We start from the raw sequence: 25,077 nt of genomic DNA, 5'->3' as shown, positions 1-25,077 counted from the left end.
CGCAGGTCCAACGCTTTCCCTCTTGACGCCCCGCCCGCGCCCGGCAATCAACGCGCCATGGCACAGGCACAGCTTACCATCGATCTCGATGCGATCCGCGCCAACTGGCGCGCTCTCGACGCCCTCTCCGACTGCGAGACAGGCGCCGTCGTCAAGGCGGATTCCTACGGTCTCGGCGCAGACACGGTCGCGCCGATGCTCGCGCGCGAAGGCGTGCGCCGCTTCTTCACCGCCACGGTCGAAGAGGGCGCGGCGGTCCGCAAGGCGCTGGGGGATGGCCCCGAGATCAACGTCTTCGGCGGACACATGGCGGGCGATGCCGCACTGATCAGGGCGGCGGGGCTGACCCCGATGCTGAACTCCATCGACCAGATGCTGCGCCACGTCGAGGCCCTGCCCGGCCACCCCTTCGGCATCCAGCTCGACAGCGGCATGAACCGGCTCGGCATGGAGGCCGAGGAATGGGCCGCCCTGCGCGAGCTGGCGATGAAGCAGAAGCCCCGACTGATCATGTCGCACCTTGCCTGCGCCGACGAGCCGAACCACGGCATGAACGCCCACCAGCTGCGGAATTTCCGCGAGATGACCGACGGCATCGACGCCCCGCGCTCGCTTTCGGCCACGGGCGGCATCCTGCTGGGCAAGGACTACCATTTCGACGTCACCCGCCCGGGCATCGGCCTCTACGGCGGCATGCCCTTCCGCGACGCGCAGCGCGTGGTGTCGCTGCACATCCCGGTGATCCAGACCCGCGAGGTCAAAACCGGCGAGTCGGTGGGCTACGGAAACAACTTCGTCGCCCGCTCGCCGATGAAGGTCGCGACGATCTCAGCGGGCTATGCGGATGGCATCCAGCGCGCGCTCGCACCCAAGAGCTACCTCTGGGCCGGCGAGACCCGCTGCAAGCTGCTCGGCCGCATCTCGATGGACCTGATCACCGTGGACGTCACCGCCGTCGACACCGTGCCGGCCACGCTCGAACTGCTCGGCCCGCACCAGACCGTCGATCACCTGGCGAACCACATCGACACCATCGGCTACGAGATCCTCACCTCGCTCGGCGGCCGCTACGCGCGGGTTTACGCGGGCGCATGAGCCTGACGCGCACCCTCGTCGCCGCGCCTGCCGCGGCACTGGGGACGCTCGGCCGCGCGGTGATCCGCGCGCTGGGGGCGGCCGGACGGCTGACCCTCTTCGCCCTCGCCGCACTCAGCCACATCGTCCGCCCGCCGCTCTACCCGCGCGAATTCGGCATGGCGCTGCTGCACGTCGGCTGGCTGTCGCTGCCGGTGGTGGGCATGACGGCGGTCTTCACCGGCGGCGCGCTGGCACTGCAGATCTATTCCGGCGGCGCGCGCTTCAACGCCGAGGCGGTGGTGCCGCAGATCGTCGCCATCGGCATGGTGCGCGAGCTTGGGCCGGTACTGGTGGGCCTGATGATCGCGGCGCGCGTCACCTCGTCGATCGCCGCCGAGATCGCCACGATGAAGGTCACCGAGCAGATCGACGCGCTGGTCACCCTGTCGACCGATCCGATGAAATACCTCGTCGCGCCGCGGCTTCTGGCCGCGCTGCTCACCGTGCCGCTGCTGGTGGCGGTGGGCGACGTGATCGGCATCGCCGGCGGCTACGCCGTGGCCACCAGCTCGCTCGGCTTCAACCCCGTGGGCTACCTCGCCAACACGCTGAACTTTCTCGAGCCGCTCGACGTCCTGTCCTCGCTCGCCAAGGGCTGCGCCTTCGGCGGCATCGCGGCGCTTCTGGGCTGCTACTACGGCATGCATTCGGGCCGCGGCGCGCAGGGCGTGGGCCGGGCCACCAAGACTTCGGTCGAGGCGGCGGCGATCCTGATCCTCGCCGCCAACTTCCTGCTCACGGGGGTCTTCTTCTCGGCATGATCACCCTGACGGACCTGCACAAGAGCTTTGACGGCGCCCCCGTGCTGCGCGGTGCCAACCTGCATGTGCCCAAGGGCAGCTCGATGGTGATTATCGGCGGTTCGGGCACCGGCAAGTCGGTGCTGCTGAAATGCATCCTCGGCCTCGTCACCCCCGACAGCGGCACCATCGAGATCGCCGGACAGGACGCCACCCGTGGCGAGCGCGAGGCGCTGCTCTCCCGGTTCGGCATGCTGTTCCAGGGTGCCGCGCTCTTCGACTCGCTGCCGGTCTGGCAGAACGTCGCCTTCCGCCTGCTGCGCGGCCCGCTGAAACGCCCCCGCCGCGAGGCACGCGAGATCGCCGTCGAGAAGCTGCGCCGCGTCGGGCTCGGCCCCGAGGTCGCCGACCGGCTGCCCGCCGAGCTTTCGGGCGGCATGCAGAAGCGCGTCGGCCTCGCCCGCGCCATCGCCGCAGACCCCGAGATCATCTTCTTCGACGAGCCCACCACCGGGCTCGACCCGATCATGGCCGGGGTGATCAACGAGCTGATCCGCGAGATCGTCACCGAGATGGGCGCCACCGCGCTGACCATCACCCACGATATGAGCTCGGTGCGCGCCATCGCCGACCGCGTCGCCATGCTCCATGCAGGCAAGGTCCGCTGGGAAGGCCCGGTTGGCGAAATGGACGCGGCACCGGACCCTTACGTGCAACAGTTCATCCACGGACACGCGGCGGGCCCGATCGAGGCGCTGCGATGACCCTCTTCGAGCCGAGCCCGCTGCTCATCGCGCTGATCGTGCTCAAGAGCTTCGTCTACCTCGAGGTGCTGGCGCTGCTCGCCCTGCTTCGCGCTCTCTTCGCCCGCGGCCCGGCGCGGCTGGCGGCCCTGCTCTCGCTTGTCCTCGCGGGCTGCGGCATCTACGCGAACTTCGCCCCGACGCTGGCCGCCTCCCACGGCCTCTCCGACGTCCCGCTCCTGCCCTCCGTCTCGCGCCTGCTCGCCTGGCAGCAGGGGCTGCCGGCGCTGCTGCTCGCCTCCGCCCCGCTGGCGCTGAGCGCGGCGCTGCCCGGCAGGCGGTTCCGCACCATCGACATCCTGCATATGCTGCTCATCGCGGGGCTTGTCGGCCTGTGGCTGGCAGCGCGCTTCGTCTGACCCACCCCTTCTTCTCTTTCCAAATACGCCGGGGTGAATTCGCCGCTAGGCGAAGAGGGGCAGCGCCCCTCGCCCGGCCTGAGACATTCCATGCTGAAATACGCCAACCTCGCCCTGTTCGTGCTCTACCCCATCGCCTGGGTCGCGCCGCTGATGCGGGCCGGGCTGCTGCCGCTCTTCGGCCTGTCCGAGATCAGCGTCATCTCGGGCATCGTCACGCTCTGGCACAGCGACGTCTTCCTGGCGCTGGTGGTGGCGCTCTTCGCGCTGGTGGCCCCCATGGTGAAGCTCGGAGGGCTGGCGCTGATCCAGTTCGGGCGGGTGCCGCGCCGCGCGCTGCCGCTGGTCAACGGACTGGGCAAGCTCGCCATGGCCGATATTTTTCTCGTCGCGGTCTATGTCACGCTGGTCAAGGGCATGGGCATCGGCCGGATCGAGACCGGCTGGGGGCTTTATCTCTTTACGTTCTGCGTCCTAGCCTCGCTGACCATCGGTCTGCTCGAACGTCAAAAGGAAGGCGATCAGGACTAAATCCATTCTCGGAACAATTGCAATTCTGCCACTGCGATTGTTCACACGGACTTAGCGCCAGTCATTAAAGTTAACTTTTCTCTCTCCTTTCGGTACACTCGACCTATTCTATTTCGTTACCGTTCTTTCTTTGGCTTTTTTCTTGGGAGTCGCCCATGGTGTCCCAACTTCGTGACGCAGGTCTGGCCCTGCACTATCTCCTCCAGAGGCTGGCATTCCTAGTTGTGGCTGCCGTTGGCTTGGGACTGCTGATCTGGACCGCCGCCGCGGCCGCCGGGTTTGCGCCCTGGCTCGAAATCGAGCTCAGCCTCGGCGGTCAACCCGTTGAGAATGCCGGAATTTGGTTGCAGTGCATCCTCGCCGGACTTGCCCTTGTACTCGTGTCCTTCCTGCCAAATGCCACCCACGTCATGGCGCTGGAACGGTCGCATCGCTCTTTCCAGATCGGCATGCGTGATATCGCCCGGGCCTATACGGTCTCGCACCGCGCCGACCGAGAGGGCGTTTTCAAGCTGCAGTCCGAGTTCGATTCGGTGCGCGAGCGCCTCGCCTATCTGCGCGACCACCCGGACCTCGCCGAGCTCGAGCCCTCGGTGCTCGAAGTGGCGGCGCAGATGAGCCACGTGTCCCGCGATCTTGCCCGCACCTACTCTGACCGCAACGTGCAGCGGGCTCAGGATTTCCTGATCGCCCGCCAGCAGGAGGTCGAGGATTTCAACGTCCGGATCGAGAAGGCCAAGGCCGCCGCGGTGGAGATCCGGCGTTGGCACGAACGGCTCGAACTGGACGAGGCCATCGCGCAGGCGCAGCTCGCACGGCTGGTGGACGAGCTCGAGGACATCCTGCCCGAGATCCTGCCCGAGGCCACGGTCAGCATGGATGCCCCCGCTCCCGAGGCACCGGAGGAACCGCGCCCCGATCGCGTGGTGCCGATGCCCCGCGCCGCCGAGTGAGCGCCGCGCACTGATCTCGTCGGAGGGGGCACAGCCCCCTCTGCGGCATTGTCGCGGTAACCCCCGGCGTATTTCTCAAGAGACGAAGAGCCGCGCTTGCGCATGGCCCCGTGACCGGGCAGAAACCGCGCATGGCCAAAGCTTCCGCGAATTTCGTCTGTCAATCCTGCGGCAACGCCACCTCGAAATGGTCGGGGCGCTGCGATGCCTGCGGGGAATGGAACACCATCACCGAAGAGGTGCCGCTCTCGCAGGGGCCCGGCGGCAAGACGCTGGGCGCGACGCGCGGGCGCAAGGTGGCGCTCTCTGACCTTGCCACCACCGAGGCCGCGCCGCCGCGCACCGCCTCGAAGATCGAGGAACTCGACCGGGTGCTCGGCGGCGGGCTGGTGCCCGGTTCGGCCATTCTCGTGGGCGGCGATCCCGGAATCGGCAAATCGACCCTGCTGCTGCAGGCCGCCGCGGCCTTTGCCCGCGCCGGGCAGAAGGTGATCTACGCCTCGGGCGAGGAGGCGCGCGCGCAGGTGCGCATGCGCGCCCAGCGTCTGGGGCTCGGCGAGGCGCCTGTGCAACTTGCCGCCGAGACCAACCTGCGCGACATCCTCACCACACTCGAGGCCGAGAAGCCCGGCCTCGTGATCGTCGACTCGATCCAGACCATGTGGGTGGACAATGTCGCCAGCGCGCCGGGCTCGGTGGCGCAGGTGCGCGCCGCGGCCCACGAGCTGACCACCTTCGCCAAGCGCCACGGCACTTCGGTGATCATGGTCGGCCATGTCACCAAGGACGGGCAGATCGCCGGCCCGCGCGTCGTCGAACACATGGTCGACACGGTGCTCTACTTCGAGGGCGAGCGTGGCCACCAGTTCCGCATCCTGCGCTCGGTGAAGAACCGCTTCGGCCCGGCCGACGAGATCGGCGTCTTCGAGATGACCGGCGGCGGCCTCGCCGAGGTTCTGAACCCCTCGGCGCTGTTTCTGTCAGAACGCGGCACACCCGCGCCCGGCTCGGTGGTCTTCTCCGGGATCGAGGGCACGCGGCCGGTGCTCGTCGAGTTCCAGGCGCTGGTCGCCCCGACGCCGCAATCGCAGCCGCGGCGCTCGGTCGTCGGCTGGGACGGCGGCCGCCTGGCGATGATCCTCGCGGTGCTGGAAGCGCGCTGCGGCATCCCCTTCGCGGGACTCGATGTCTATCTCAACGTCGCCGGCGGCATGAAAATCAACGAGCCGGCGGCGGATCTTGCCGTTGCGGCTGCGCTGCTTTCCGCCCGCGAAGATATTGCGGTGCCGCCGGAAACAGTTGTTTTCGGTGAAATCAGCCTCTCCGGCGCCCTGAGACCCGTGGGCCAGACCGAAAACAGGTTGAAAGAAGCGCAAAAACTTGGTTTTTCCAACGCGATCCTGCCAAGGGGCGGAAAGGCCACGGGCAAGAGCGGCATGTCGCTCAGCCAGATGCCCGACCTTGTCACCCTGGTGGGAGAGGTGTTCGGCGCCGGGTAAGGCGCGACACCGATCAATCGGATCAGACGAGGGGCGCGAGGCGCATGGACGGATTCACTATCATCGACGGGGTCGTCGCGCTCGTCATCGTGCTGTCGGCACTGCTCGCCTATTCGCGAGGGCTGGTGCGCGAGGCGCTGGCCATTCTGGGCTGGATCGTCGCGGCGATCCTCGCCTTCGTCTTCGCGCCGCAGGTGCAGCCGCTGGTCAAGGAAATCCCGGTGCTCGGCGATTTCCTCGCTGACAGCTGCGAGCTGTCGATCATCGCCGCCTTCGCCGCGGTCTTCGCGCTGGCGCTGGTGATCGTGTCGCTCTTCACCCCGGTGTTCTCGAGCCTCGTGCAGCGCTCGGCGCTCGGCGGGCTCGATCAGGGGCTCGGCTTCCTGTTCGGCGTGGCCCGCGGCGTGCTGCTCGTGGCGATCGCCTTCTTCGTCTACGAGACGGTGATCACCGCGCAGGACATCCCCATGGTCGACGATTCGCGCTCGGCCGCGGTCTTCGCGCAGTTCACCGGCAAGATCGAGGAACAGAACCCCGAAGCGGCGCTTGGCTGGATCACCACCCAGTACGAGCAGCTCGTCGGCATCTGCGAAGTTCCGGGCGCCAACGACGCCTGAGCCACTCAGGCTGCCCCCGAGGCATCGAGCCGCGCTTTCGGGCGCGGCTTTTTTCGTGTCACCCGCGCACATGTCGGTTCAAAGCGGCACAGGGCGGCACAAAGATCACGAAATCGCGCAGAGGTGTTAGCGCACGTCTTGCCACGCCGCGCCGCGGCGTCCATATGCGAAGCTTCCGTGACACCCGCCCCTCATGACAGTATGAGGGGGCTGTCCCCAGCCCTATGGATTCGGAGCCGCCCTTGTCCGATCGCCAGATGCCCCCCGCCCATCCCTTTGATTTCGACGCCGTCGATGCCGACAAGCTGCACGAAGAGTGCGGCGTGTTCGGGGTCAACGGGGTCACCGACGCGGCGAATTTCGTCGCCCTCGGCCTGCACGCGCTGCAGCACCGGGGACAGGAAGCCGGCGGGATCGTTTCGTACCACCCCGAGCACGGGTTCAACTCTGCCCGCCGCTTCGGCTACGTGCGCGACAACTTCACCCGCGCCTCGCTCATGGAAACCCTGCCCGGCGAACTGGCCATCGGCCACGTGCGCTACTCGACCGCCGGCTCGAAAGGCGCGGCGATCCGCGACGTGCAGCCGTTCTTCGGCGAGTTCTCGATGGGCGGCGCCGCCATCGCCCACAACGGCAATATCACCAATGCCGACGCGCTGCGCCGCGAGCTGATCGAGCGTGGCTCGATCTTCCAGAGCTCCTCGGACAGCGAATGCATCATCCACCTGATGGCCCGCTCGCTGCAACGCGACATCCCGGCCCGCATGGAAGACGCACTGCGCCGCGTCGAAGGCGCCTTCTCGGTTGTCGCCATGACGCGCACCAAGCTGATCGGCGTGCGTGACCCGCTGGGCGTGCGCCCGCTGGTGCTCGGCAAGCTGGCCGACGACGGCTACGTGCTGAGCTCGGAAACCTGCGCGCTCGACATCATCGGTGCCGAGTTCGTGCGCGAGATCGAGCCCGGCGAGATGGTCGTGATCTCGGGCGGCAAGGTCGAGAGCCGCCGCCCCTTCCGCACGCAGCCCTCGAAGTTCTGCATCTTCGAACATGTCTACTTCTCCCGTCCCGACTCGATCATCGGCGGCCGCTCGGTCTACGAGACCCGCCGGCAGATCGGCGTCGAGCTGGCCCGCGAAGCGCCGGTCGAGGCCGACCTCGTCTGCCCGGTGCCCGACAGCGGCACGCCGGCGGCGATCGGCTTCGCGCATGAGAGCGGCATTCCGTATGGCATGGGGATCATCCGCAACCAGTACATGGGCCGGACCTTCATCGAGCCGACCGAGCAGATCCGTAACATGGGCGTGCGCCTCAAGCTCAACGTGAACCGCGCGCTCATTCGCGGCAAGCGGGTGATCCTGGTCGACGACTCGGTGGTGCGCGGCACCACCTCGCGCAAGATCAAGGAAATGATCCTCGACGCCGGCGCCGCGGAGGTGCACTTCCGCATCGCCTCGCCGCCCACCGCCTGGCCGTGCTTCTACGGCGTAGACACGCCGCAGCGCGAGAAGCTGCTGGCCGCCACCATGTCGGAAGAGGAAATGCGCGAGCACCTTGGCGTCGACAGCCTCAAGTTCATCTCGCTCGACGGCCTCTACCGCGCCGTCGGCGCGAGCGAGCAGGGCCGCGACAACAAGTGCCCGCAGTATTGCGACGCTTGCTTCTCGGGCGAGTACCCGGTCGAGCCGGCGGACATGATCGAGAAGGGCTTCAAGCTCAAGACTGCGGCAGAGTAACACATGCGCTGCGCGCCTCGCCGCCGAGGCGCGCGCCGCTTTCCGCCGTAGCAGATGTTCTGTTGCGGCGCGCACGGGGACGTGACCATTCGTCCCCCTTTTTTATGCCGACGCGCATCCCTTATTTTGGCAGCAATCCGCCGCAACCAGATCAAGGAGAGCGCGCCATGGCAAATTCCACCCCCCCGAAAGTTGCCGCAACGGCCACCACGCGCGCCCCGCTGCCGCGCGGGATCGCCCTGCTCGGCGTCCGCGGCTCCGACCGCAACGCCCGCGCGCTGGTGCGCCTGCCCGATGGCCGCGTGGTCACGGTCGGCGTCGGCAGCCAGATCGGCCGGCAGAAGATCGTCGCCATTGACGAGGATCGCATCGCCCTGTCGAAGGGCGGCGCGGCGGAATGGATCGAGCTACCCTGAGACGCGGCTGACGCACCGCCGACACGCCCGGCCCGCACCGCCCTCTGCGACATCTCGCGCGAATTGACATTTTCCGGTGTCCGGGCGAGACGACGGACATGAGTGAAAAGATCGCCCTTGTCACCGGAGCCTCGCGCGGGCTGGGCTTCGCCCTCGCCGAAGCGCTCGCGCCGGAGTACCACATCGTCGCTGTCGGCCGCACCGTCGGCGGGCTCGAGGATCTCGACGACCGCATCAAGGCCAAGGGCGGGGCGGCGACGCTCGCCCCCATGGACATCACCAAGCCCGAGGCCATGGCGCAGCTCTGCCGCTCGGTCTGGGACCGCTGGGGCGGCATCAAGCTCTGGCTGCACACCGCCGTGCATGCGGGACCGCTCACCCCGGCCAACCACATGGACCAGAAGGACTGGGCGAAGTCGATCGCGACCAACCTGACCGCGACCGGCGTGCTGATCCCCTACGTGACGCCACTGCTTGGCGAAGACGGCCGCGCGGTCTTCTTCGAGGATGACCACGCGGGCGAGCGCTTCTACGGCCACTACGGCACCACCAAGGGCGCACAGATCGCGCTGGCCCGCAGCTGGCAGGCCGAGACCGGCAAAACCGGGCCCAAGGTGGATATCGTCAGCCCCAAGCCGATGCACACCACGATCCGCGTCGTCTTCCACCCGGGCGAGGACAAGACCGCGCTCGCCTCGCCCTATGCCGAGGCCGCACGGATCGTGGACGAATTGGGTCTCGTCTGACCTCTCGGCTTCGGGCCGGCGATCACGTCAGCTCGAAGCGCGACACGCCCGCCGCGGCAAGCCGCGCGTCCAGCTCCGGTGAGGTCAGGAACTCCAGCACCGCCATCGCCTCAGGCCCGGCCATGCGGGTGACGAAGACCGACATGTCGATATGCGTCTCCAGGGCGTCCGGAAAGATCGCCGCGGGCTCGACGCCGGGGCTCGCGAGGATGGTCGTCAGCGGGGCAACCGCAAACTCGATGTCTCCAGCCGCCACCGCCGCGACCGGCGCGCCGCCCCCCATCGGCCTGCACCGCGGGCCGATCTGCGCGACGAGCCCCAGCCGACCAAGCACCCCGAGGAAGGTCCGCCCGCTGGTGCCCGCCCCGGTGTAGCCGATGCTCCGCGCCGCGCTCAGCATCTCCACGATCTCCTGAGTCTCGGTCAGCACCGGCCCGCCGACCCCGTCCCTGCGCGCCACGGCTAGCCGCACCCGGCCAAAGGCACGGTGCGCCTCGGGGGCGACGTGGCCCGCGTCGATCAGCTGCCGGACATAGCGCGGATTGCTCAGACCGATGTCGCCGCGCCGCCCCTCGAAGACCCGCTCGGCGATCGCCGGGTTGAGGTCATGCACCGCCCGCAAGGGAGCCCCCGCGGCGCTTTCCATGCCCGGGCGCAGCTCCGCGACCACGGGCTTGATTGCGAGCGGGACGAGAATGGTAAGTTCCTGCAACGGCATGGGGATGGCCCTGAATGGTAGACTGCGGCGGACGATAGCATGTTCCGCGCTGCCGCGAAGCCCTTCCCGCAGAACGTGATCACACGGCCTGCGACCGCCCCGACCCGGCGCGAGCCGCTACTTCTGAGTCACACCTGAGACCAGATCGCATCAGCGACGCCTCGCAGCCCTGCTGCGCCTTGCTCCACCCCGGGCCATTGCCTATGGAAGGTCCATAACAGGGGTCCATCATGCGCATTCTCATCACCAACGACGACGGCATCAACGCCCCGGGGCTGACGGTGCTGCAGGCCATCGCGGAAGAGCTCGCCGGTCCCGAGGGCGAGGTCTGGACCGTGGCGCCCGCCTTCGAGCAATCGGGGGTCGCCCATTGCATCAGCTACACCCATCCGATGATGATCGCCGAGATGGGCCCGCGCCGCTGGGCCGCCGAGGGCAGCCCCGCCGACTGCGTGCTCGCCGGCCTGCACGACGTGATGAAGGACGCCCCGCCCGACCTGGTGCTCTCCGGCGTGAACCGGGGCAACAACTCGGCCGAGAACGCGCTCTATTCCGGCACACTCGGCGGCGCCATGGAAGGCGCGCTGCAGGGGCTGCCGTCGATCGCCCTGTCGCAATACCTCGGACCGCGCACCCGCGAGCTGCAGAACCCCTTCGAGACCGCCGCCACCCATGGCGCCGAGGTGGTGCGCCGGATCCTCGCCTCGGGCACCCAGACCGATGGCGACTACCGGCTGTTCTGGAACGTGAACTTCCCGCCCTGTCCGGCGCATGAGGTCAAGGGCACCCGCGTGGTGCCGCAGGGCCGCCGCGCCCAGACCAACTACTCGGTCGAGCCGCACCTGTCCCCCTCGGGGCGCAAGTTCCTGTGGATCCGCGGCGGCGACCAGCGCCAGCCCGCGCCGGCGGGCACCGATGCGGCGGTGAACCTCGAGAGCTACATCTCGGTCACCCCGATGCGCGCCGACCTGACCGACCATTCCGCGCTGGCGGCGCTGGAGGAGGCCTTCGCATGAGTTTCGACGCCGAGGCCAAGATGCAGCTGCTCTTCGCCCTGCGCTCGCGCGGGGTGACCGACAGCCTCGTGCTCGAGGCGATGGAGAAGATCGACCGCGGGCTCTTCGTGAAGGGCTACTTCACCGATCGCGCCTACGAGGACATGCCGCTGCCGATCCCCTGCGGGCAGACCATCTCGCAGCCCTCCGTGGTCGGGCTGATGACCCAGGCGCTGAACGTGTCGAACCGCGACAAGGTGCTCGAGGTCGGCACCGGCTCGGGCTACCAGGCTGCCATCCTCAGCCAGCTGGCGCGGCGCGTCTACACGGTGGACCGTCATCGCCGCCTCGTGGTCGAGGCGCGCAAGGTTTTTGATGCGCTCGACCTTTCCAATATCACCGCCTTCACCGCCGACGGCAGCTTCGGCCTGCCCGACCAGGCACCCTTTGATCGCATCTTGGTGACCGCCGCGGCCGAAGACCCGCCCGGGCCGCTCTTGGCCCAGCTGCGGATTGGCGGTATCATGGTCCTGCCCGTGGGGCAGTCCGACACCGTGCAGCACCTCATCCGGGTGACCCGCACGGAACAGGGCTTCGACTATGACGAGCTGCGCCCCGTGCGCTTCGTGCCGCTTGTGGAAGGTCTGGCCAAGGAGAGCTGACCGCCCCAGGCGGCAATTGACATGACGTCCCGGGACAAGGGGCGCAGGTGAGGATCGAGACAGATGGACGACGCATTCCGCAAATCCGCCACCCGGATCGCCGGGCCGTTGGCCGCGGCCGCCCTGCTGGCGGCCTGCTCCGGCCCGATCGACTACGACATGCGTGGCCGCATGGGCGGCTCGGTCGACACGTCGCAGGCCGCGCTTTCGGCCAGCACCATCGACCGGCCGGTGCCCGACGCGCGCGGCGTGCTGTCCTACCCGAACTACCAGGTGGCGATCGCGCGCCCCGGCGACACGGTGGCGGATGTGGCCAGCCGCGTCGGCCTGCCCGCCGGCGAGGTTGCCCGCTACAACGGCATGCAGGCCAACGACCCGCTCCGCCCGGACGAGATCATCGCCCTGCCGAGCCGCGTCGGCGTGGCCGTCCCGAGCAGCAACGTGGACATCGCCACGCTGGCGGGCAATGCGATCAACAACGCCCCCGCCACCGCGCGCCCCTCGGAGGTGACCAGCAGCACGCTGGCCCCGGCGCAGAGCAGTGCCCAGGCCAGCGCCCCGACCAGCGCCCAGAGCAATTCCGCGGCGCAGACCGGCGGCGTCGAGCCGATCCGCCACAAGGTGCAGCGTGGCGAAACCGCCTATACCGTGGCCCGGCTCTACGGCGTGACGCCGAAGTCGCTGGCCGAGTGGAACGGGCTCGACGCCAACTTCACCCTGCGCGAAGGCCAGTACCTGCTGATCCCCGTGGTCGAGCAGCGCGCCGCCCGCGCCGAGACGGTGACCGTGGCGCCGGGCACCGGCTCGCCGACACCGCAGCCGCCCTCCTCGGTGCAGCCGCTGCCGCAGGACGAACCCTCCCGCACCGCCCAGACCGCGGCCGCCGCGACCACTGCGGCGAAGCCGGTGGCCGACATCGGGCAGGCCTCGAGCAACGCGCTGATGGCGATGCCGGTGAACGGCTCGATCGTGCGCGAATACTCCAAGGGCAAGAACGAGGGCATCGACATCTCGGCCCCCGCCGGCAGCCCGGTGAAGGCCGCCGCAAGCGGAACGGTCGCGGCGATCACCCGCAACACCGACAACGTGCAGATTGTCGTCATCCGCCACCCGGACGAGCTGCTGTCGATCTACACCCACCTCGACGCGCTGCAGGTCAAGAAAGGCGACGCGGTGAGCCGCGGCCAGACCATCGGCTCGGTGCGCGCCGCCGACCCGGCCTTCCTGCACTTCGAGGTGCGCAAGGGGTTCGACAGCGTCGATCCGATGAGCTACCTGCGCTGACCGCGCCGCACGCAACGCAAAAGGCCCGGCGCGCGCCGGGCCTTTTTGTTTTTTAGAGTGACCTCACCGCTGCGGGTGAGGCACGACCATTTCAGACCAGCGACACCGCCACCGGGCCCAGCCCGGAGATCTCGCCCGAAACCTCGGTGCCCGCCGGGAAGTAGGGCAGCCCGCAGAGCGAGCCGGTGATCACCACCTGCCCCGGCTGCAGCCCGCCGCAGTGCTCGCCGATCACCTCGCAGAAGAGCCGCAGGTTGGCCAGCGCCGAGCCGCCCGGCACCGTCGCGGACCCATCCAGCACGACCGTCTCGCCGCACACCAGCCGCGCCTCGACCGCACCGAAATCGCTGCCGTCCCAGCCCTCGAGCGCCGCACCCGACACCAGGCCCGCGTTGATCTGCATGTCGGCGAGCTTGAGCAGCGGCGCACCGGCGCTCTCGCCCTCGAGCCGCGTGTCCACCAGCTCGATCACCGGGCGCGGCGCGAAATAGGCTTCCACCGGCTCGGGAAGGCCCGGTCCCGGCAGCGGCTGGAGCAGCTCGAAGCCGATTTCCAGCTCGATGCCGAGCTGGTCCTTCACCGCGGCCTTGCCACCGTCGGCGACAACATCCGCCGCCGCGATCGGTGCGACCACGGGCGCGACCACGCCCGTACCCGCGGCGACCTTGAAGCCCGCCACGGCACCGCGCAGGCGGGCCACCTCGGCCTGAACCACGAGGCTCTCGCTGCGGCTCTCGGGCAGCGCCATGTCGCCCGGCGCCGGCGCGAAACGCGCCCCGGTCTCATGCGCGCGCTGCAGTGCAGCGACAAAATCGGACAGATCTCTGGGGGCGGTCATCGGCACTCTCCGGCTCGGAAACAAGAACCGGCTGCGCGCAGCCGGCCCGGCAAGCCTTAGAGCATCCCAAACCCGCCGCCAAGCGACGGCGAATCTCCGCCTTCGGCGTCGGGCGGGTTGCGGCTTCCCGCAACCGCGCGGCCCGCCTTGTCTCAAAAGGACGGCACAAGTTGCGGAGGTTACTATTCAACTTTTTGTGTCCGCGCTTAGCGCAACCGCAACGCGCGATGCCTTTATCGGCGAAGCGCCGCCGACCCGGCGGCTCCGCAGCCACGCAAAATGATGCGGTCTTCCGCATGATTTCCCTAGAAACTCCGCCCCGGCCCGGTCTATTTCCAGCGCGCGCGGCGAACGAGTCGCGGCGCCGCACGTTTCGTCACGCAAAGCTGAACGGCAAACATGTGCGACGGAATGACCTATTCGGTTCGCGCCTGCAGCATTCTACGCGCGACCCACCTGTAACGGACGCGCCCGTTCTGAGTGCGCCCGAATTGTTCTCCCGGACCGGCCTCCTCCTCTCATCCGCCGATCCGGAAAGACCTGCGAGGCTGACTTGAGACTATCGTTCAAAATTCCGATCCTGCTGGGAGCGGTCGCGAGCCTGTCGGCATGCCAGTACGACGTGCTTGCACCGTCGGGCTGGGTGGCCGCCGAGCAGCGTGACCTGCTGGTCATCTCGACCCTGCTCATGCTGATCGTGATCATCCCGGTCATTTTCATGGCCATCTGGTTCCCGCTGCGCTACCGCGCCGACCGTCCGGACCAATCCGACTACGCGCCGGAATGGTCCCACTCGACCAAGCTCGAATACGTGCTCTGGGGCGTGCCTATTATCATCGTCGCGATCCTCGGCGTGTACACCTACATCTACACGCACCGGCTCGACCCCTACCGCCCGCTCGACGCGGCGGAGATCGGCACCGAGATCGGCGAGCCGATCGAGGTGGACGTGGTCTCGCTCGACTGGAAATGGCTGTTCATCTACCCCGAACAGGGCGTGGCCTCGGTCAACGAACTGGCCGTTCCGGCGAACCGTCCGATCAACCTGCGCCTGACCTCCTCGACCGTGATGACCACCTTCTCGGTCCCCGCGCTCGGCGGCATGATCTACACGATGGCCGGCATGGAGACGAAGCTGCATCTCATCGCAGATGAGGAAGGCACCTACTTCGGCCAGGCGGCGCACTACTCGGGCCCCGGCTTCTCGGAGATGCACTTCGACACGCTGGCGATGAGCGATGCCGATTTCGACCAGTGGGTCGAAAAGGCCCGCGCCTCGAACGACGAGCTGTCGCGCGAAGCCTACCTCGATCTCGAAGTGCCCTCGATGGCCAACGAGGTGCAGTACTACAGCGGCGTCGACGAGAATCTCTTCGACCGCATCCGTGGTCTCTGCGTCGACGAGGGCAAGGTCTGCATGGATCAGATGATGATGCAGGACGAGATGGGCGGCGGCGGCCTCGACGGGATCGCCAACAAGCACATGTACCAATACGACGACCAGCGCGCGATCGACGGCTTCGGCAATCTGATCGGCGAGCCGGCAACGCCCTCCGCCCCGGCCCACGGTGGTCACGCGGACGGCGAAACCCTTTCCATGAACACCCATGAGGGAGCAGCGCACGATGGCAACTGAAGCCCATGTCCAAGCCCCCGAGACCTGGTCGCCGCTCTTCGGCCGCCTGACCCTCGACTGGATTCCCTACCACGAGCCGATCCTCGTCGGCACCTTCTCGGCCATCGTTCTGGGCGGCATCGCCGCGCTGATCCTGATGACCTACTTCAAGCTCTGGGGCCCGCTCTGGCGTGACTGGCTCACCAGCGTCGACCACAAGAAGATCGGCATCATGTACATGGTGCTCGGCTTCGTGATGTTCATCCGCGGCTTTGCCGACGCGCTGATGATGCGCGCCCAGCAGGCCATGGCGGCCGGCGGTGCCGAGGGCTACCTGCCCCCGCACCACTACGACCAGGTCTTCACCGCCCACGGCGTGATCATGATCTTCTTCGTGGCGATGGCCTTCATCACCGGCATCATGAACTTCGTCATGCCGACGCAGATCGGTGCCCGCGACGTGGCCTTCCCCTTCCTGAACAACTTCTCGTTCTGGATGACGGTGGCCGGTGCGCTGCTGGTGAACATCTCGCTGTTCATCGGGGAGTTCGCCCGTGTCGGCTGGCTGGCCTTCCCGCCGCTGTCGGGATCGGCCTTCTCGCATGGACCCGGCGTGGACTACTACCTCTGGGCGCTGCAGATCGCCGGTGTCGGCACGACGCTGTCGGGCGTGAACCTTCTGGCGACCATCTTCAAGATGCGCGCCAAGGGCATGAAGCTGTTCGACATGCCGGTCTTCACCTGGACCACGCTGTGCACCAACGTGCTGATCGTCGCGGCCTTCCCGGTGCTGACCGCCACGCTCACCATGCTGACGCTCGACCGCTACCTCGATTTCCACTTCTTCACCAACGATCTCGGCGGCAACGCCATGATGTACGTGAACCTGATCTGGATCTGGGGTCACCCCGAGGTCTACATCCTGATCCTGCCGATCTTCGGCGTGTTTTCGGAAATCGTGCAGACTTTCTCGGGCAAGCCGCTGTTCGGCTACAAGACGATGGTCTGGGCGACCGCCTGCATCATGGTGCTGTCGTTCATCGTGTGGCTGCACCACTTCTTCACCATGGGCTCCGGCGCCAACGTGAACACCTTCTTCGGCATCACCACGATGATCATCGCGGTGCCCACCGGGGTTAAGGTCTTCAACTGGCTCTTCACCATGTACAAGGGGCGCGTGCAGTTCGAAGTGCCGATGCTCTGGACCACCGGCTTCATCGTCACCTTCGCCATCGGCGGCATGACCGGCGTCCTGCTGGCCGTTCCGCCCGTGGACTTCCAACTGCACAACACGCTGTTCCTCATCGCCCACTTCCACAACGTCATCATCGGCGGCGTGGTGTTCGGGGTCTATGCCGCCGTCACCTTCTGGTGGCCCAAGGCCTTCGGCTTCAAGCTGGACGACAAATGGGGACGCCGCACCTTCTGGTTCTGGTGCGTGGGCTTCTACTTCGCCTTCATGCCGCTCTATGCGCTCGGCCTGATGGGCGTGACGCGCCGCCTGCAGAGCTACATGGACCAGGCCTGGCAGATCTACTTCATCATCGCCGCCTTCGGCGCGGTGCTGATCGCCTGTGGCATCGCCTGCGGCTTCATCAACTTTGCCGTCTCGATCCTGCGCCGCAAGGAGCTGGCCGTCGGCAACGATCCGTGGAACGCGCGCACCCTCGACTGGGCAACCCAGTCGCCGCCCGCCAACTACAACTTCCCGCAGGACGTGGTGGTCTCCGGCCGTGACGCCTTCTGGAAGATGAAACAGGACGGGTTCAAGTGGTCCACCAACTACTCGGACATCCACATGCCGAACAACACGGCCACCGGCATCATCGTTGCCGCCATGGCCCTGGTCTTCGGCTTCGCGATGATCTGGTACATCTGGTGGCTCGCCGCGATCACCTTCATCGGCATGATCGCGACGGTGATCGCGCATACCTTCAACTACAATCAGGATCACTGGATCCCGGCGGCAAAGGTCGCTGAAACGGAAGCGAAGGGAGAGGTCGCATGACCATGCTCGACACTCCGCTGACCGGACGCGTGGAGGGGCCTAACGGCCCCGACCACCACCCCGATCATCACCACGCCAGCCCCACCCCCATCGGGTTCTGGATCTACCTGATGAGCGACTGCATCATCTTTGCATCGCTCTTCGCCGCCTACGCCGTGCTGGGCAACAACTTCGCCGGGGGCCCCGGTCCCAAGGATCTCTTCGAGCCCGGCTTCGTGCTCGCCGAGACGGCGCTGCTGCTGATCTCCTCGGTCACCTTCGGCGTCGCCATGCTGAAGGCCGACAAGCACGACATGGACGCCACCACCCTGTGGCTGGTGATCACCGGCCTGTTCGGTGCGGGCTTCATCGGGATGGAACTCTACGAGTTCAACCACCTGATCCACATCGGCGCGGGCCCCGACCGTTCGGGCTTCCTGTCGGCCTTCTTCCTGCTGGTCGGCACCCACGGTCTGCACGTGACCTTCGGCCTCGTCTGGCTCTGCGTGATGATCGCGCAGATCCGCATGAAGGGCATGATCCCGGCGAACATGCAGCGTCTCGCCACGCTGAGCATGTTCTGGCACTTCCTCGATCTCGTCTGGATCGGGGTGTTCTCCTTCGTCTACCTCGTGAGGCTGATCTGATGAGCGCACATTCCGACACATCGCACGGCACCATGGGCCAGCTGATGACCGGTTTCGCCCTCGCGGCGATCTTGAGCATCATTCCCTTCGCGCTGGTCATGATGGAGACCGACATCGCTCCGTCGACCCTGGTGGCGATCATCATGGGTCTGGGCGCCGTCCAGATCGTCGTGCACCTGGTGTACTTCCTGCACCTCAAGAGCAGCACCGAAGAGGGCTGGACCCTCGCGGCGACCGTGCTCGCGGTGGTCATCGTGGCGATCGTTCTGGCCGGCTCGCTCTGGGTCATGCACAACATGAACGCCAACATGATGCCGATGACCGAGGGCAACATGGTCATGGATCCCGAGGCCACCCCGGGCGCCAGCATGTCCGGTCACGAGGACCACAACTGATGGGCGCGGCGGCGCATAAGCCCGGCGTGCAGCGCCGCCGCTGGCCACTCATCGTGGTGGTCACGCTCATCGCCCTTGCCGGTCTGGTCGGCTTCACCTCGCTGGCAATCTGGCAGGTGAACCGGCTGCACTGGAAAGTGGCCCTGATCGAAAGGGTCGAGGCGCGCGTCCATGCCGCGCCCGTCCCTGCTCCCGGCCCGGAAGACTGGGCCGGGATCACCGCCGAGAGCGCCGAGTACCGGCATGTCACGCTCAGCGGCACCTTCCTCAACGACGAGGAAGTGCAGATTTACACCCCCGCGGATTTCGGCCCTGCCTACTGGGTTCTGACCCCGCTGCGCCGCGACGACGGCACGGTGGTGATGGTCAACCGCGGCCAGGTGCCCGAGAACCTCAAGGATCCCGCCACCCGCGACGCGCCCGAGGGCCCGCAGACCGTCACCGGCCTGCTGCGCATCTCCGAGGACCGCGGTTGGCTTTTCTCGCGCGACAACGACCCCGAGAACGGCCAGTGGTACCGCCGCGACATCGGCTCGATCACCGAGGCCAAGGGGTTCGACGACGCCGCGCCCTATTTCGTCGACCAGGAGATGGGCGCCGATCCCGGGGCCTGGCCGCGCGGCGGGCAGACCGTGATCAGCTTCCGCAACGCGCACCTCAGCTACGCGCTGACCTGGGCGGGGCTCGCGCTGCTGATGGTGGCCGCCTGGGGCCTGTTCATCTGGACGGAATTCCGCCGCACCCGCTGAGGGCTCAGCGCCGAAGCATCATCGGCAGCAGCACCAGCGGCACCAGCAGAAGCAGCAGCGCCACCGCCCCGAAGGAGGCGCGCAGCCCGAAGAGCTCGGACAGGCCACCCATCATCGGCGGCCCCATGAAGAAGCCGGTGTAGCCGATCACCGTCGCGCGGCTGATCGCCCGTGCCCGGGCCTGCGGCGTCAGACGCGCGCCGAGCCAGGCATAGGCCATGGGTGCCAGCACCGAGACCCCGAAGCCCAGCACCGCAAAGCCGATCCAGCCCACGAGCGCGGTCGGCGCAAGCGCGGCGGTCACCGAGCCGAGCGCGGCAAGCCCCGCCCCGGCCCCCAGAACGCCTGCGCCGTTCAGGCGCCGGATCAGCCCCTGCCCCGACAGCCGCCCGGCGCCCATGGTCAGCCCCAGCAGCGTCGGCGCCAACGCCCCGCCCACAGCCCCGGCGCCAAGGTTGCGCTCGAGATGCAGCGCCGACCAGGCCTCGGTCGCCTGCTCGGCCATGAAACCGATGCAGATTACCACCCCCGCAAGCGCCACGATCCCCCAGGGCAGCGGCGCGCGTCCGGTCTGCTCGGTCGTCTCCTCGGGCAGAACAACCTCGCCGCCACGCGCGACAACCGCCGCCACAAGCGTCAGGCAGGCTGCGCCCAGGAAGATGCCCCAGAGCGGCAACCCGCCGCCCCGCGCGATGCCCGCCGCCAGCGCGGCGCAGGCGTAGATCAGCGAGTAGCCGCCATGGGCGAGGTTCATCAGCGGCCGCCCCGAGCGCGCCTCGAGCTGCGAAAGCTGCGCGTTCATCGCCACGTCCACCGTGCCCGCCGCAGCCGCGCAGAACAGCATCGCCGCGGCGAACTGCCCCCAGGATCCGGCGAGCCCCGGCATCAGGAAGCCGACCCCGAGCAGCGCGGTGAAAAGCGGGATCGCGAGGGCCTTCAGCCGCTCCTCGGCCCAGGGGGCCAGCCACATGGCAAGGATCGCCCCGCAGGTCGAGACCAGCATGGCGGTGCCAAGGCCGCCGTCGGTCAGCCCCACCTGGGCCTTGATCGCCGGCACGCAGCCTGCGAAGACGCCCCAGCAGATGCCGATGGCAGCAAAGCCCGCGAGCGGGCGGCGGATCAGGCGAATGTCGGAAAGGATGCTCATGGCGCAAGCCGTGACACGGCCCGCGGGGAAGGTCCAGACGCGTCAAAAGCGGCGCTGAGCGGCGTTTCGCGCGAATAGGCCCTTGCCGAAAACCCCGATCCGGTCTAAGGGGCTGCGTTCATCGCGGGGTGACAGCCTTGGAGGCACCCCGCCCTAGACACATTGGAGATACATTATGGCTGGTGAGATTCCTGATCTCGTAGCCCTGGAACGGTCGGGGACGGGCAAGGGCGCCGCTCGGCAAGCTCGTCGCGACGGCATGGTTCCGGGGATCGTCTTTGGTGGTGAAGCAGACCCGCTTCCGATCCAGATCCCGTTCAACGCGCTGCTCAAGACCCTGAAGGCCGGTCGCTTCAAGTCGACCCTCTTCAACCTCAAGGTCGACGGCCACGAAGATGTGCGCGTGATCTGCCGTGACGTCCAGCGCGACGTCGTGAAGGACCTGCCGACGCACTTCGACCTGATGCGCCTGCGCCGCACCTCGCGGATCAACCTGTTCATCCACGTTGATTTCATCAACGAGGAGCAGGCTCCGGGCCTCAAGCGCGGCGGCGTTCTGACCATCGTGCGTCAGGAAGTCGAGCTGAACGTTCTCGCCGGCGACATCCCGGACCACATCACCGTGGACCTAGCCGGCAAGCAGATCGGCGACGTGATCCACATCAACGACGTTGTCCTGCCGGAAGGCGTGAAGCCGACCATCGACCGCAACTTCGTGATCGCCAACCTGTCCGCACCGCGCGGTCTGGTCGAGGCGGAAGCCGAAGAAGGCGAAGAGGAAGCCGCAGAGGAGTAATCCTCGCGCCCTCGGAATGACGGACGGCCCCGCCAGTTTGGCGGGGCCGTTTGCGTTTCAGGCTGCTTGCATTGCAGGCCCTTATGCGGGGGCGAAGGACTCCGGCATCGGACGCTGGCCCTGCGCTCCGGCCTCAGACCAGCTCGATCACCGACTCGAAGATCTCCAACTCGGGCCCGCCGCGGTACATCTCGGCCCGCCCCTTGGCGCCCTTGTGGGCGATGCGAAAGGCCTCGCTCTTGGTCCAGCCGATGAAACTCTCTTCGTCCTCCCAGACCGTGTGCGACGCATAGAGGATGTGATCCTCGCGCTCCGGCCCCTTCAGCAACGCAAAGCTGCGGAAGCCCGGCACCGACTTCAACTGGCTGTCGCGCTGCGCCCAGACCTGTTCGAACTCGGCCGCCTTCTCGGGCACCACCTTGAAGCGGTTCATCGTGAGATACATGGTCTCTCCTTCCTGTCTGTGCTATCGGCGTTCCCGTCCTATCTAGGGCCAAACAGAGACAAATCGGAGAGACGCGGTGCAGATTTTCGTGGGTCTGGGCAATCCCGGCGGCAAATACGCGAAGACGCGGCACAATATCGGCTTCATGGCCGTCGACCGGATCGCCGAGGATCACGGCTTCACCCCGTGGCGCGCGCGGTTTCAGGGCGAAGTGGCCGAAGGCCGGCTCGGCACCGAGAAGGTGCTGCTGCTGAAGCCGCAGACCTTCATGAACCTGTCGGGCCAGTCGGTCGGCGAGGCGATGCGCTTTTTCAAGCTCGCGCCCGGCGATGTCACCGTGTTCCACGACGAGCTCGACCTCGTGCCCGGCAAGTGCCGGGTGAAGACCGGCGGCGGCCATGCCGGTCACAATGGTCTGCGCTCGATCCACCAGCACATCGGCGAGGCCTACCATCGCATCCGTCTCGGCATCGGGCATCCGGGCCGCAAGGAGGCGGTGGCGGGCTACGTGCTGCACGATTTCGCCAAGGCCGAGGAAGGCTGGCTCGACGACCTGATGCGCGGCATCTCGGACGGGGCAAAGGCGCTCGCGGAGGGCGACAAGCCCGGCTTCCAGAACGCCGTGGCGCTGCGCGTCGCGCCGCCACGCTCGTCGAAGTCGGCTCCCAAGGGCGAAACCGCGCCGAAGAACGACGCGAAGCCCGCCGCCGAAGCGGCTCCGGAAGACAGCCGCAGCCCGCTGCAGAAGCTCGCCGACAAGTTCCGCTGACCGATCCCGCCCTTGCGTCCGCGCGCCTTGCCCGAGGCGCGACGGCTCTCTAGGTTTGACGGCAGTGGGGACACAGACAACGGAGGACGCGATGCAAAAGGATCGGGCAGTCAACGTATTGGGCAGCCAGCTTCACCCCTGTTCGGTCGACCCCATGACCGGCTATTTCCGCGACGGCCATTGCAACACCTGCGCCGAGGACGCCGGCAGCCACACGGTCTGCGCGGTGATGACGGCCGAGTTCCTCGCCTATTCCAAGTATGTCGGCAACGACCTCTCGACCCCGCGCCCCGGGCTGCGCTTCCCGGGGCTCAAGCCGGGCGATCAGTGGTGCCTCTGCGCGCTGCGCTTCCTGCAGGCGCATGACGAGGGCTGCGCGCCGAAGGTGCAGCTCGAGTCGACCCACGCCCGCGCGCTGGAGGTGGTCGCGCTGGACATCCTCGAACAGCACAAGGCGGGCTGAGGCGCCGACTGAGCGCGCGGTCTGGACCGGCTCAGAACGTCGGCGGCGTGCAGGCCGAGAAGAGCACGCAGGGCTCTGCCCCGACCTGCCGGAACCGGTGCGGCACGCGGCTGTCGAAGTAATAGGCATCGCCCGGACCGAGGATCTTGCGCTCCTCGCCAACGGTGATTTCGACACGCCCCGAGATCACGATGCCACCCTCCTCGCCCTCGTGCCCGTACATCACCCGCCCGGTGTCGGCCCCGGGCGCGTAGGTCTCCTTGAGCAGCATCATCGCCCGGCCGATCAGCGTCGCCCCGACCTGCTTAAGCGAGAGGTTCTTCTTGCCGATCTCCACCAGTTCCTCGGCGGCGTAGAAGAGCTGCCGCTCGGGCGCGGGCTCGAAGGCGAAGAACTCCGACAGGCTCACCGGAATGCCGTCGAGGATCTTGCGCAGAGCGCCGACCGAGGGGTTCGACTTGCCGGACTCGATCAGCGAGATCGTGGAGTTCGGCACCCCCACCTTCTTCGCAAGGCTACGCTGCGACAACCCGGCACGCTCGCGAAGCACCCGCAGACGGTGACCTAGGGCAAGGTCCTCCTGAGTCGTGTTCGATGTGTTCATTATCTGCAAAACCCTGTTCGGATGGCACGAATATACAATCACTTGCAGACAGCAAGAAACAGACTTTTGCGTAATTCTGGAAGCGCTAGCCTGCCGGGCAGAACACCACATCGGCCGCGATGCGGCCCCCGGAGGACACACCATGCTCAAGAGAACCGCCAACGCCGAGATCGAAACCCGCCGCAAGGCCGCGCTGGCGCGCGGTGTCGGCGTGCTCACCGATCATTACGCGGTGAAGGCCGAGAATTCCGAGATCTGGGACGCCGACGGCACCCGTCTCATCGACTTCGCCGCGGGCATCGCCGTGGTCAACACCGGCCACCGCCACCCCAAGGTCATGGCCGCCGTCGCCGAACAGCTCAGCGCCTTCACCCACACCTGCCATCAGGTCGTGCCCTACGAGAACTACGTGCGCCTCGCCGAGCGTCTGAACGCGCGCGCGCCCGGTAACTTCGCCAAGAAGTCGATGTTCGTCACCACCGGCGCCGAGGCCGTCGAGAACGCGGTGAAGATCGCACGTGCCCACACCGGGCGTCAGGCGGTCATCGCCTTCAGCGGCGCCTTCCACGGCCGCACCTTCATGGGCATGACGCTGACCGGCAAGGTCGCACCCTACAAGGCGGGCTTCGGTGCAATGATGGGTGATGTCTTCCACGCGCCCTTCCCGAACGCGCTGCACGGCGTCAGCGTGGACGACAGCTTCAAGGCGCTCGACATGCTGTTCAAGGCCGATGTCGATCCGGCGCGCATCGCCGCGATCATCTTCGAACCGGTGCAGGGCGAAGGCGGCTTCAACCCGGCGCCGAAGGCGTTCGTTGAACGCCTCCGCACCCTCTGCGACGAGAAGGGCATCGTGCTGATCGCCGACGAGGTGCAGACCGGTTTTGCCCGCACCGGCACGCTCTTTGCCATGGAGGCCTACGGCGTCGCGGCGGACCTGACGACCATGGCCAAGGGCCTCGGCGGCGGTCTTCCGATCTCCGGCGTGGTCGGCCGCGCCGAGATCATGGACGCGGCGGCTCCCGGCGGGCTCGGCGGCACCTACGGCGGCAACCCGCTGGGCATCGCCGCGGCCAACGCCGTGCTCGACGTGATCGACGAGGAGAAGCTCTGCGAGCGCGCCACGGTGCTCGGCGACAAGCTGAAGGCCAAGTTGGAAGCCCTGCGCGCCGATGTGCCCGAGATCGCCGAGATCCGCGGCCCGGGCTTCATGGTCGCCGCCGAGTTCATCGACGCTGACGGCACCCCCTTGCCCGAGCTCGCCAATGCCATCCGCCTCGAGGCGCTGAACCGGGGCCTGCTGCTGCTGACCTGCGGCGTCCATGGCAACGTGATCCGCTTCCTCGCCCCGATCACCATCCAGGACGAGATCTTCGACGAGGCCATGGGCCTCCTCGAAGCCTCCGCCAAGGCCGCGAAAGGACTCTGA

The 25,077-nt window shown here is 67.4% G+C and carries 29 protein-coding genes; 23 read left to right on the top strand and 6 right to left on the bottom strand.

The genetic code is table 11. The features are described 5' to 3' along the window. Positions 1-57 precede the first annotated feature (57 nt). The 5 genes from alr (at position 58) to LC039_RS10020 (ending at position 3,570) form a co-directional block, all read left to right on the top strand. Positions 58-1,095 (top strand): alanine racemase, encoded by a 1,038-nt coding sequence (gene alr, locus LC039_RS10040; RefSeq protein WP_226623759.1) that lies wholly within the window; start codon positions 58-60, stop codon positions 1,093-1,095. Further along, positions 1,092-1,898 carry an MlaE family ABC transporter permease gene (locus tag LC039_RS10035; RefSeq protein WP_226623757.1) on the top strand — a complete coding sequence of 269 codons (807 nt, stop codon included), beginning with the start codon at positions 1,092-1,094 and terminating at the stop codon, positions 1,896-1,898. Before alr ends, LC039_RS10035 begins: the two co-directional genes overlap by 4 nt. Beyond that, a complete protein-coding gene (locus LC039_RS10030) occupies positions 1,895-2,641 on the top strand; it encodes an ABC transporter ATP-binding protein (RefSeq protein ID WP_226623755.1) in 747 nt (248 codons plus the stop codon). The genes LC039_RS10035 and LC039_RS10030 overlap by 4 nt, the downstream gene beginning before the upstream one ends. Further along, positions 2,638-3,039 carry a hypothetical protein gene (locus tag LC039_RS10025; protein ID WP_226623754.1) on the top strand — a complete coding sequence of 134 codons (402 nt, stop codon included), beginning with the start codon at positions 2,638-2,640 and terminating at the stop codon, positions 3,037-3,039. The genes LC039_RS10030 and LC039_RS10025 overlap by 4 nt, the downstream gene beginning before the upstream one ends. Before the next feature lie 90 nt (positions 3,040-3,129). Further along, positions 3,130-3,570 (top strand): paraquat-inducible protein A, encoded by a 441-nt coding sequence (locus LC039_RS10020; RefSeq protein WP_226623813.1) that lies wholly within the window; start codon positions 3,130-3,132, stop codon positions 3,568-3,570. Positions 3,571-3,788: 218 nt separating this feature from the next. Here the strand turns inward: LC039_RS10020 and LC039_RS10015 are convergent, their stop codons facing one another. Continuing rightward, positions 3,789-4,001 carry a hypothetical protein gene (locus LC039_RS10015; RefSeq protein WP_226623752.1) on the bottom strand — a complete coding sequence of 71 codons (213 nt, stop codon included), beginning with the start codon at positions 3,999-4,001 and terminating at the stop codon, positions 3,789-3,791. Positions 4,002-4,019: 18 nt separating this feature from the next. Between LC039_RS10015 and LC039_RS10010 the strand changes: the two genes are divergently transcribed. The 6 genes from LC039_RS10010 (at position 4,020) to LC039_RS09985 (ending at position 9,534) form a co-directional block, all read left to right on the top strand. Beyond that, positions 4,020-4,523, top strand: coding sequence for a hypothetical protein (locus LC039_RS10010; protein ID WP_226623751.1), 504 nt, complete (start codon positions 4,020-4,022; stop codon positions 4,521-4,523). A 131-nt stretch (positions 4,524-4,654) separates the two neighbouring features. Next, a complete protein-coding gene (gene radA, locus LC039_RS10005) occupies positions 4,655-6,022 on the top strand; it encodes a DNA repair protein RadA (RefSeq protein WP_226623750.1) in 1,368 nt (455 codons plus the stop codon). A gap of 44 nt (positions 6,023-6,066) precedes the next feature. Then, a complete protein-coding gene (locus LC039_RS10000; protein WP_226623749.1) occupies positions 6,067-6,639 on the top strand; it encodes a CvpA family protein in 573 nt (190 codons plus the stop codon). A gap of 257 nt (positions 6,640-6,896) precedes the next feature. After that, a complete protein-coding gene (gene purF / locus LC039_RS09995) occupies positions 6,897-8,372 on the top strand; it encodes an amidophosphoribosyltransferase (RefSeq protein ID WP_226623811.1) in 1,476 nt (491 codons plus the stop codon). 167 nt (positions 8,373-8,539) lie between these two features. After that, on the top strand, positions 8,540-8,788 hold the full coding sequence (locus LC039_RS09990) for a pilus assembly protein PilP (protein ID WP_226623748.1): 249 nt from the start codon (positions 8,540-8,542) through the stop codon (positions 8,786-8,788). 98 nt (positions 8,789-8,886) lie between these two features. Beyond that, positions 8,887-9,534 carry an SDR family NAD(P)-dependent oxidoreductase gene (locus LC039_RS09985; RefSeq protein ID WP_226623747.1) on the top strand — a complete coding sequence of 216 codons (648 nt, stop codon included), beginning with the start codon at positions 8,887-8,889 and terminating at the stop codon, positions 9,532-9,534. Between the two features lie 22 nt (positions 9,535-9,556). On the opposite strand, the gene LC039_RS09980 is transcribed toward LC039_RS09985, so the two are convergent. Beyond that, positions 9,557-10,252, bottom strand: a complete 696-nt coding sequence (locus tag LC039_RS09980; protein ID WP_226623746.1) for a substrate-binding domain-containing protein — start codon at positions 10,250-10,252, stop codon at positions 9,557-9,559. A gap of 230 nt (positions 10,253-10,482) precedes the next feature. Here LC039_RS09980 and surE point away from each other — a divergent pair, with 230 nt between their 5' ends. The 3 genes from surE to LC039_RS09965 all read left to right on the top strand — a co-directional run bounded on the left by surE (position 10,483) and on the right by LC039_RS09965 (position 13,193). Next, positions 10,483-11,268, top strand: coding sequence for a 5'/3'-nucleotidase SurE (gene surE, locus LC039_RS09975; RefSeq protein ID WP_226623744.1), 786 nt, complete (start codon positions 10,483-10,485; stop codon positions 11,266-11,268). Then, positions 11,265-11,909 (top strand): protein-L-isoaspartate(D-aspartate) O-methyltransferase, encoded by a 645-nt coding sequence (locus tag LC039_RS09970; protein ID WP_226623743.1) that lies wholly within the window; start codon positions 11,265-11,267, stop codon positions 11,907-11,909. The genes surE and LC039_RS09970 overlap by 4 nt, the downstream gene beginning before the upstream one ends. Before the next feature lie 63 nt (positions 11,910-11,972). Continuing rightward, positions 11,973-13,193 (top strand): peptidoglycan DD-metalloendopeptidase family protein, encoded by a 1,221-nt coding sequence (locus tag LC039_RS09965; protein WP_226623741.1) that lies wholly within the window; start codon positions 11,973-11,975, stop codon positions 13,191-13,193. Between the two features lie 91 nt (positions 13,194-13,284). Here LC039_RS09965 and LC039_RS09960 read toward each other — a convergent pair whose 3' ends face one another. Continuing rightward, entirely contained in the window at positions 13,285-14,031 is a 747-nt protein-coding gene (locus LC039_RS09960) for a hydratase (protein ID WP_226623739.1), read from the bottom strand. A gap of 553 nt (positions 14,032-14,584) precedes the next feature. Between LC039_RS09960 and cyoA the strand changes: the two genes are divergently transcribed. The 5 genes from cyoA to LC039_RS09935 are packed head-to-tail and all read left to right on the top strand — an operon-like array spanning position 14,585 to position 19,424. Then, positions 14,585-15,667 (top strand): ubiquinol oxidase subunit II, encoded by a 1,083-nt coding sequence (gene cyoA, locus LC039_RS09955; protein WP_226623737.1) that lies wholly within the window; start codon positions 14,585-14,587, stop codon positions 15,665-15,667. Next, the gene (gene cyoB, locus LC039_RS09950) at positions 15,657-17,654 is read left to right on the top strand and encodes a cytochrome o ubiquinol oxidase subunit I (RefSeq protein WP_226623735.1); all 1,998 of its coding nucleotides are present in this window, start codon (positions 15,657-15,659) and stop codon (positions 17,652-17,654) included. Before cyoA ends, cyoB begins: the two co-directional genes overlap by 11 nt. Then, positions 17,651-18,280, top strand: coding sequence for a cytochrome o ubiquinol oxidase subunit III (gene cyoC, locus LC039_RS09945; RefSeq protein ID WP_413463825.1), 630 nt, complete (start codon positions 17,651-17,653; stop codon positions 18,278-18,280). Before cyoB ends, cyoC begins: the two co-directional genes overlap by 4 nt. Continuing rightward, positions 18,280-18,675, top strand: coding sequence for a cytochrome o ubiquinol oxidase subunit IV (gene cyoD, locus LC039_RS09940; RefSeq protein ID WP_226623734.1), 396 nt, complete (start codon positions 18,280-18,282; stop codon positions 18,673-18,675). The genes cyoC and cyoD overlap by 1 nt, the downstream gene beginning before the upstream one ends. After that, on the top strand, positions 18,675-19,424 hold the full coding sequence (locus LC039_RS09935; protein ID WP_226623732.1) for an SURF1 family protein: 750 nt from the start codon (positions 18,675-18,677) through the stop codon (positions 19,422-19,424). The genes cyoD and LC039_RS09935 overlap by 1 nt, the downstream gene beginning before the upstream one ends. A gap of 4 nt (positions 19,425-19,428) precedes the next feature. Here the strand turns inward: LC039_RS09935 and LC039_RS09930 are convergent, their stop codons facing one another. Beyond that, positions 19,429-20,571, bottom strand: coding sequence for an MFS transporter (locus tag LC039_RS09930; protein ID WP_226623728.1), 1,143 nt, complete (start codon positions 20,569-20,571; stop codon positions 19,429-19,431). A gap of 175 nt (positions 20,572-20,746) precedes the next feature. On the opposite strand from LC039_RS09930, the gene LC039_RS09925 reads away from it, so the two are divergent. Then, positions 20,747-21,367, top strand: a complete 621-nt coding sequence (locus LC039_RS09925; RefSeq protein ID WP_226623720.1) for a 50S ribosomal protein L25/general stress protein Ctc — start codon at positions 20,747-20,749, stop codon at positions 21,365-21,367. Positions 21,368-21,500: 133 nt separating this feature from the next. Here the strand turns inward: LC039_RS09925 and LC039_RS09920 are convergent, their stop codons facing one another. Further along, entirely contained in the window at positions 21,501-21,812 is a 312-nt protein-coding gene (locus LC039_RS09920; RefSeq protein WP_226623718.1) for an antibiotic biosynthesis monooxygenase family protein, read from the bottom strand. 76 nt (positions 21,813-21,888) lie between these two features. Here LC039_RS09920 and pth point away from each other — a divergent pair, with 76 nt between their 5' ends. Next, positions 21,889-22,581, top strand: a complete 693-nt coding sequence (pth, locus tag LC039_RS09915) for an aminoacyl-tRNA hydrolase (protein ID WP_226623716.1) — start codon at positions 21,889-21,891, stop codon at positions 22,579-22,581. 91 nt (positions 22,582-22,672) lie between these two features. Then, entirely contained in the window at positions 22,673-23,044 is a 372-nt protein-coding gene (locus tag LC039_RS09910) for a DUF2237 family protein (protein ID WP_226623713.1), read from the top strand. Positions 23,045-23,075: 31 nt separating this feature from the next. Here the strand turns inward: LC039_RS09910 and LC039_RS09905 are convergent, their stop codons facing one another. Next, positions 23,076-23,648: a cupin domain-containing protein gene (locus LC039_RS09905; RefSeq protein ID WP_226623711.1), complete on the bottom strand. Its 573-nt coding sequence runs from the start codon at positions 23,646-23,648 to the stop codon at positions 23,076-23,078. Between the two features lie 142 nt (positions 23,649-23,790). Between LC039_RS09905 and LC039_RS09900 the strand changes: the two genes are divergently transcribed. Further along, entirely contained in the window at positions 23,791-25,077 is a 1,287-nt protein-coding gene (locus LC039_RS09900) for a 4-aminobutyrate--2-oxoglutarate transaminase (protein ID WP_226623709.1), read from the top strand.

The organism is Alloyangia pacifica (assembly GCF_020524285.1).
In the GTDB taxonomy this organism is placed as follows: Bacteria; Pseudomonadota; Alphaproteobacteria; order Rhodobacterales; family Rhodobacteraceae; genus Salipiger; species Salipiger pacificus_B.
This window is presented reverse-complemented; position numbering and strand designations above follow the sequence as displayed.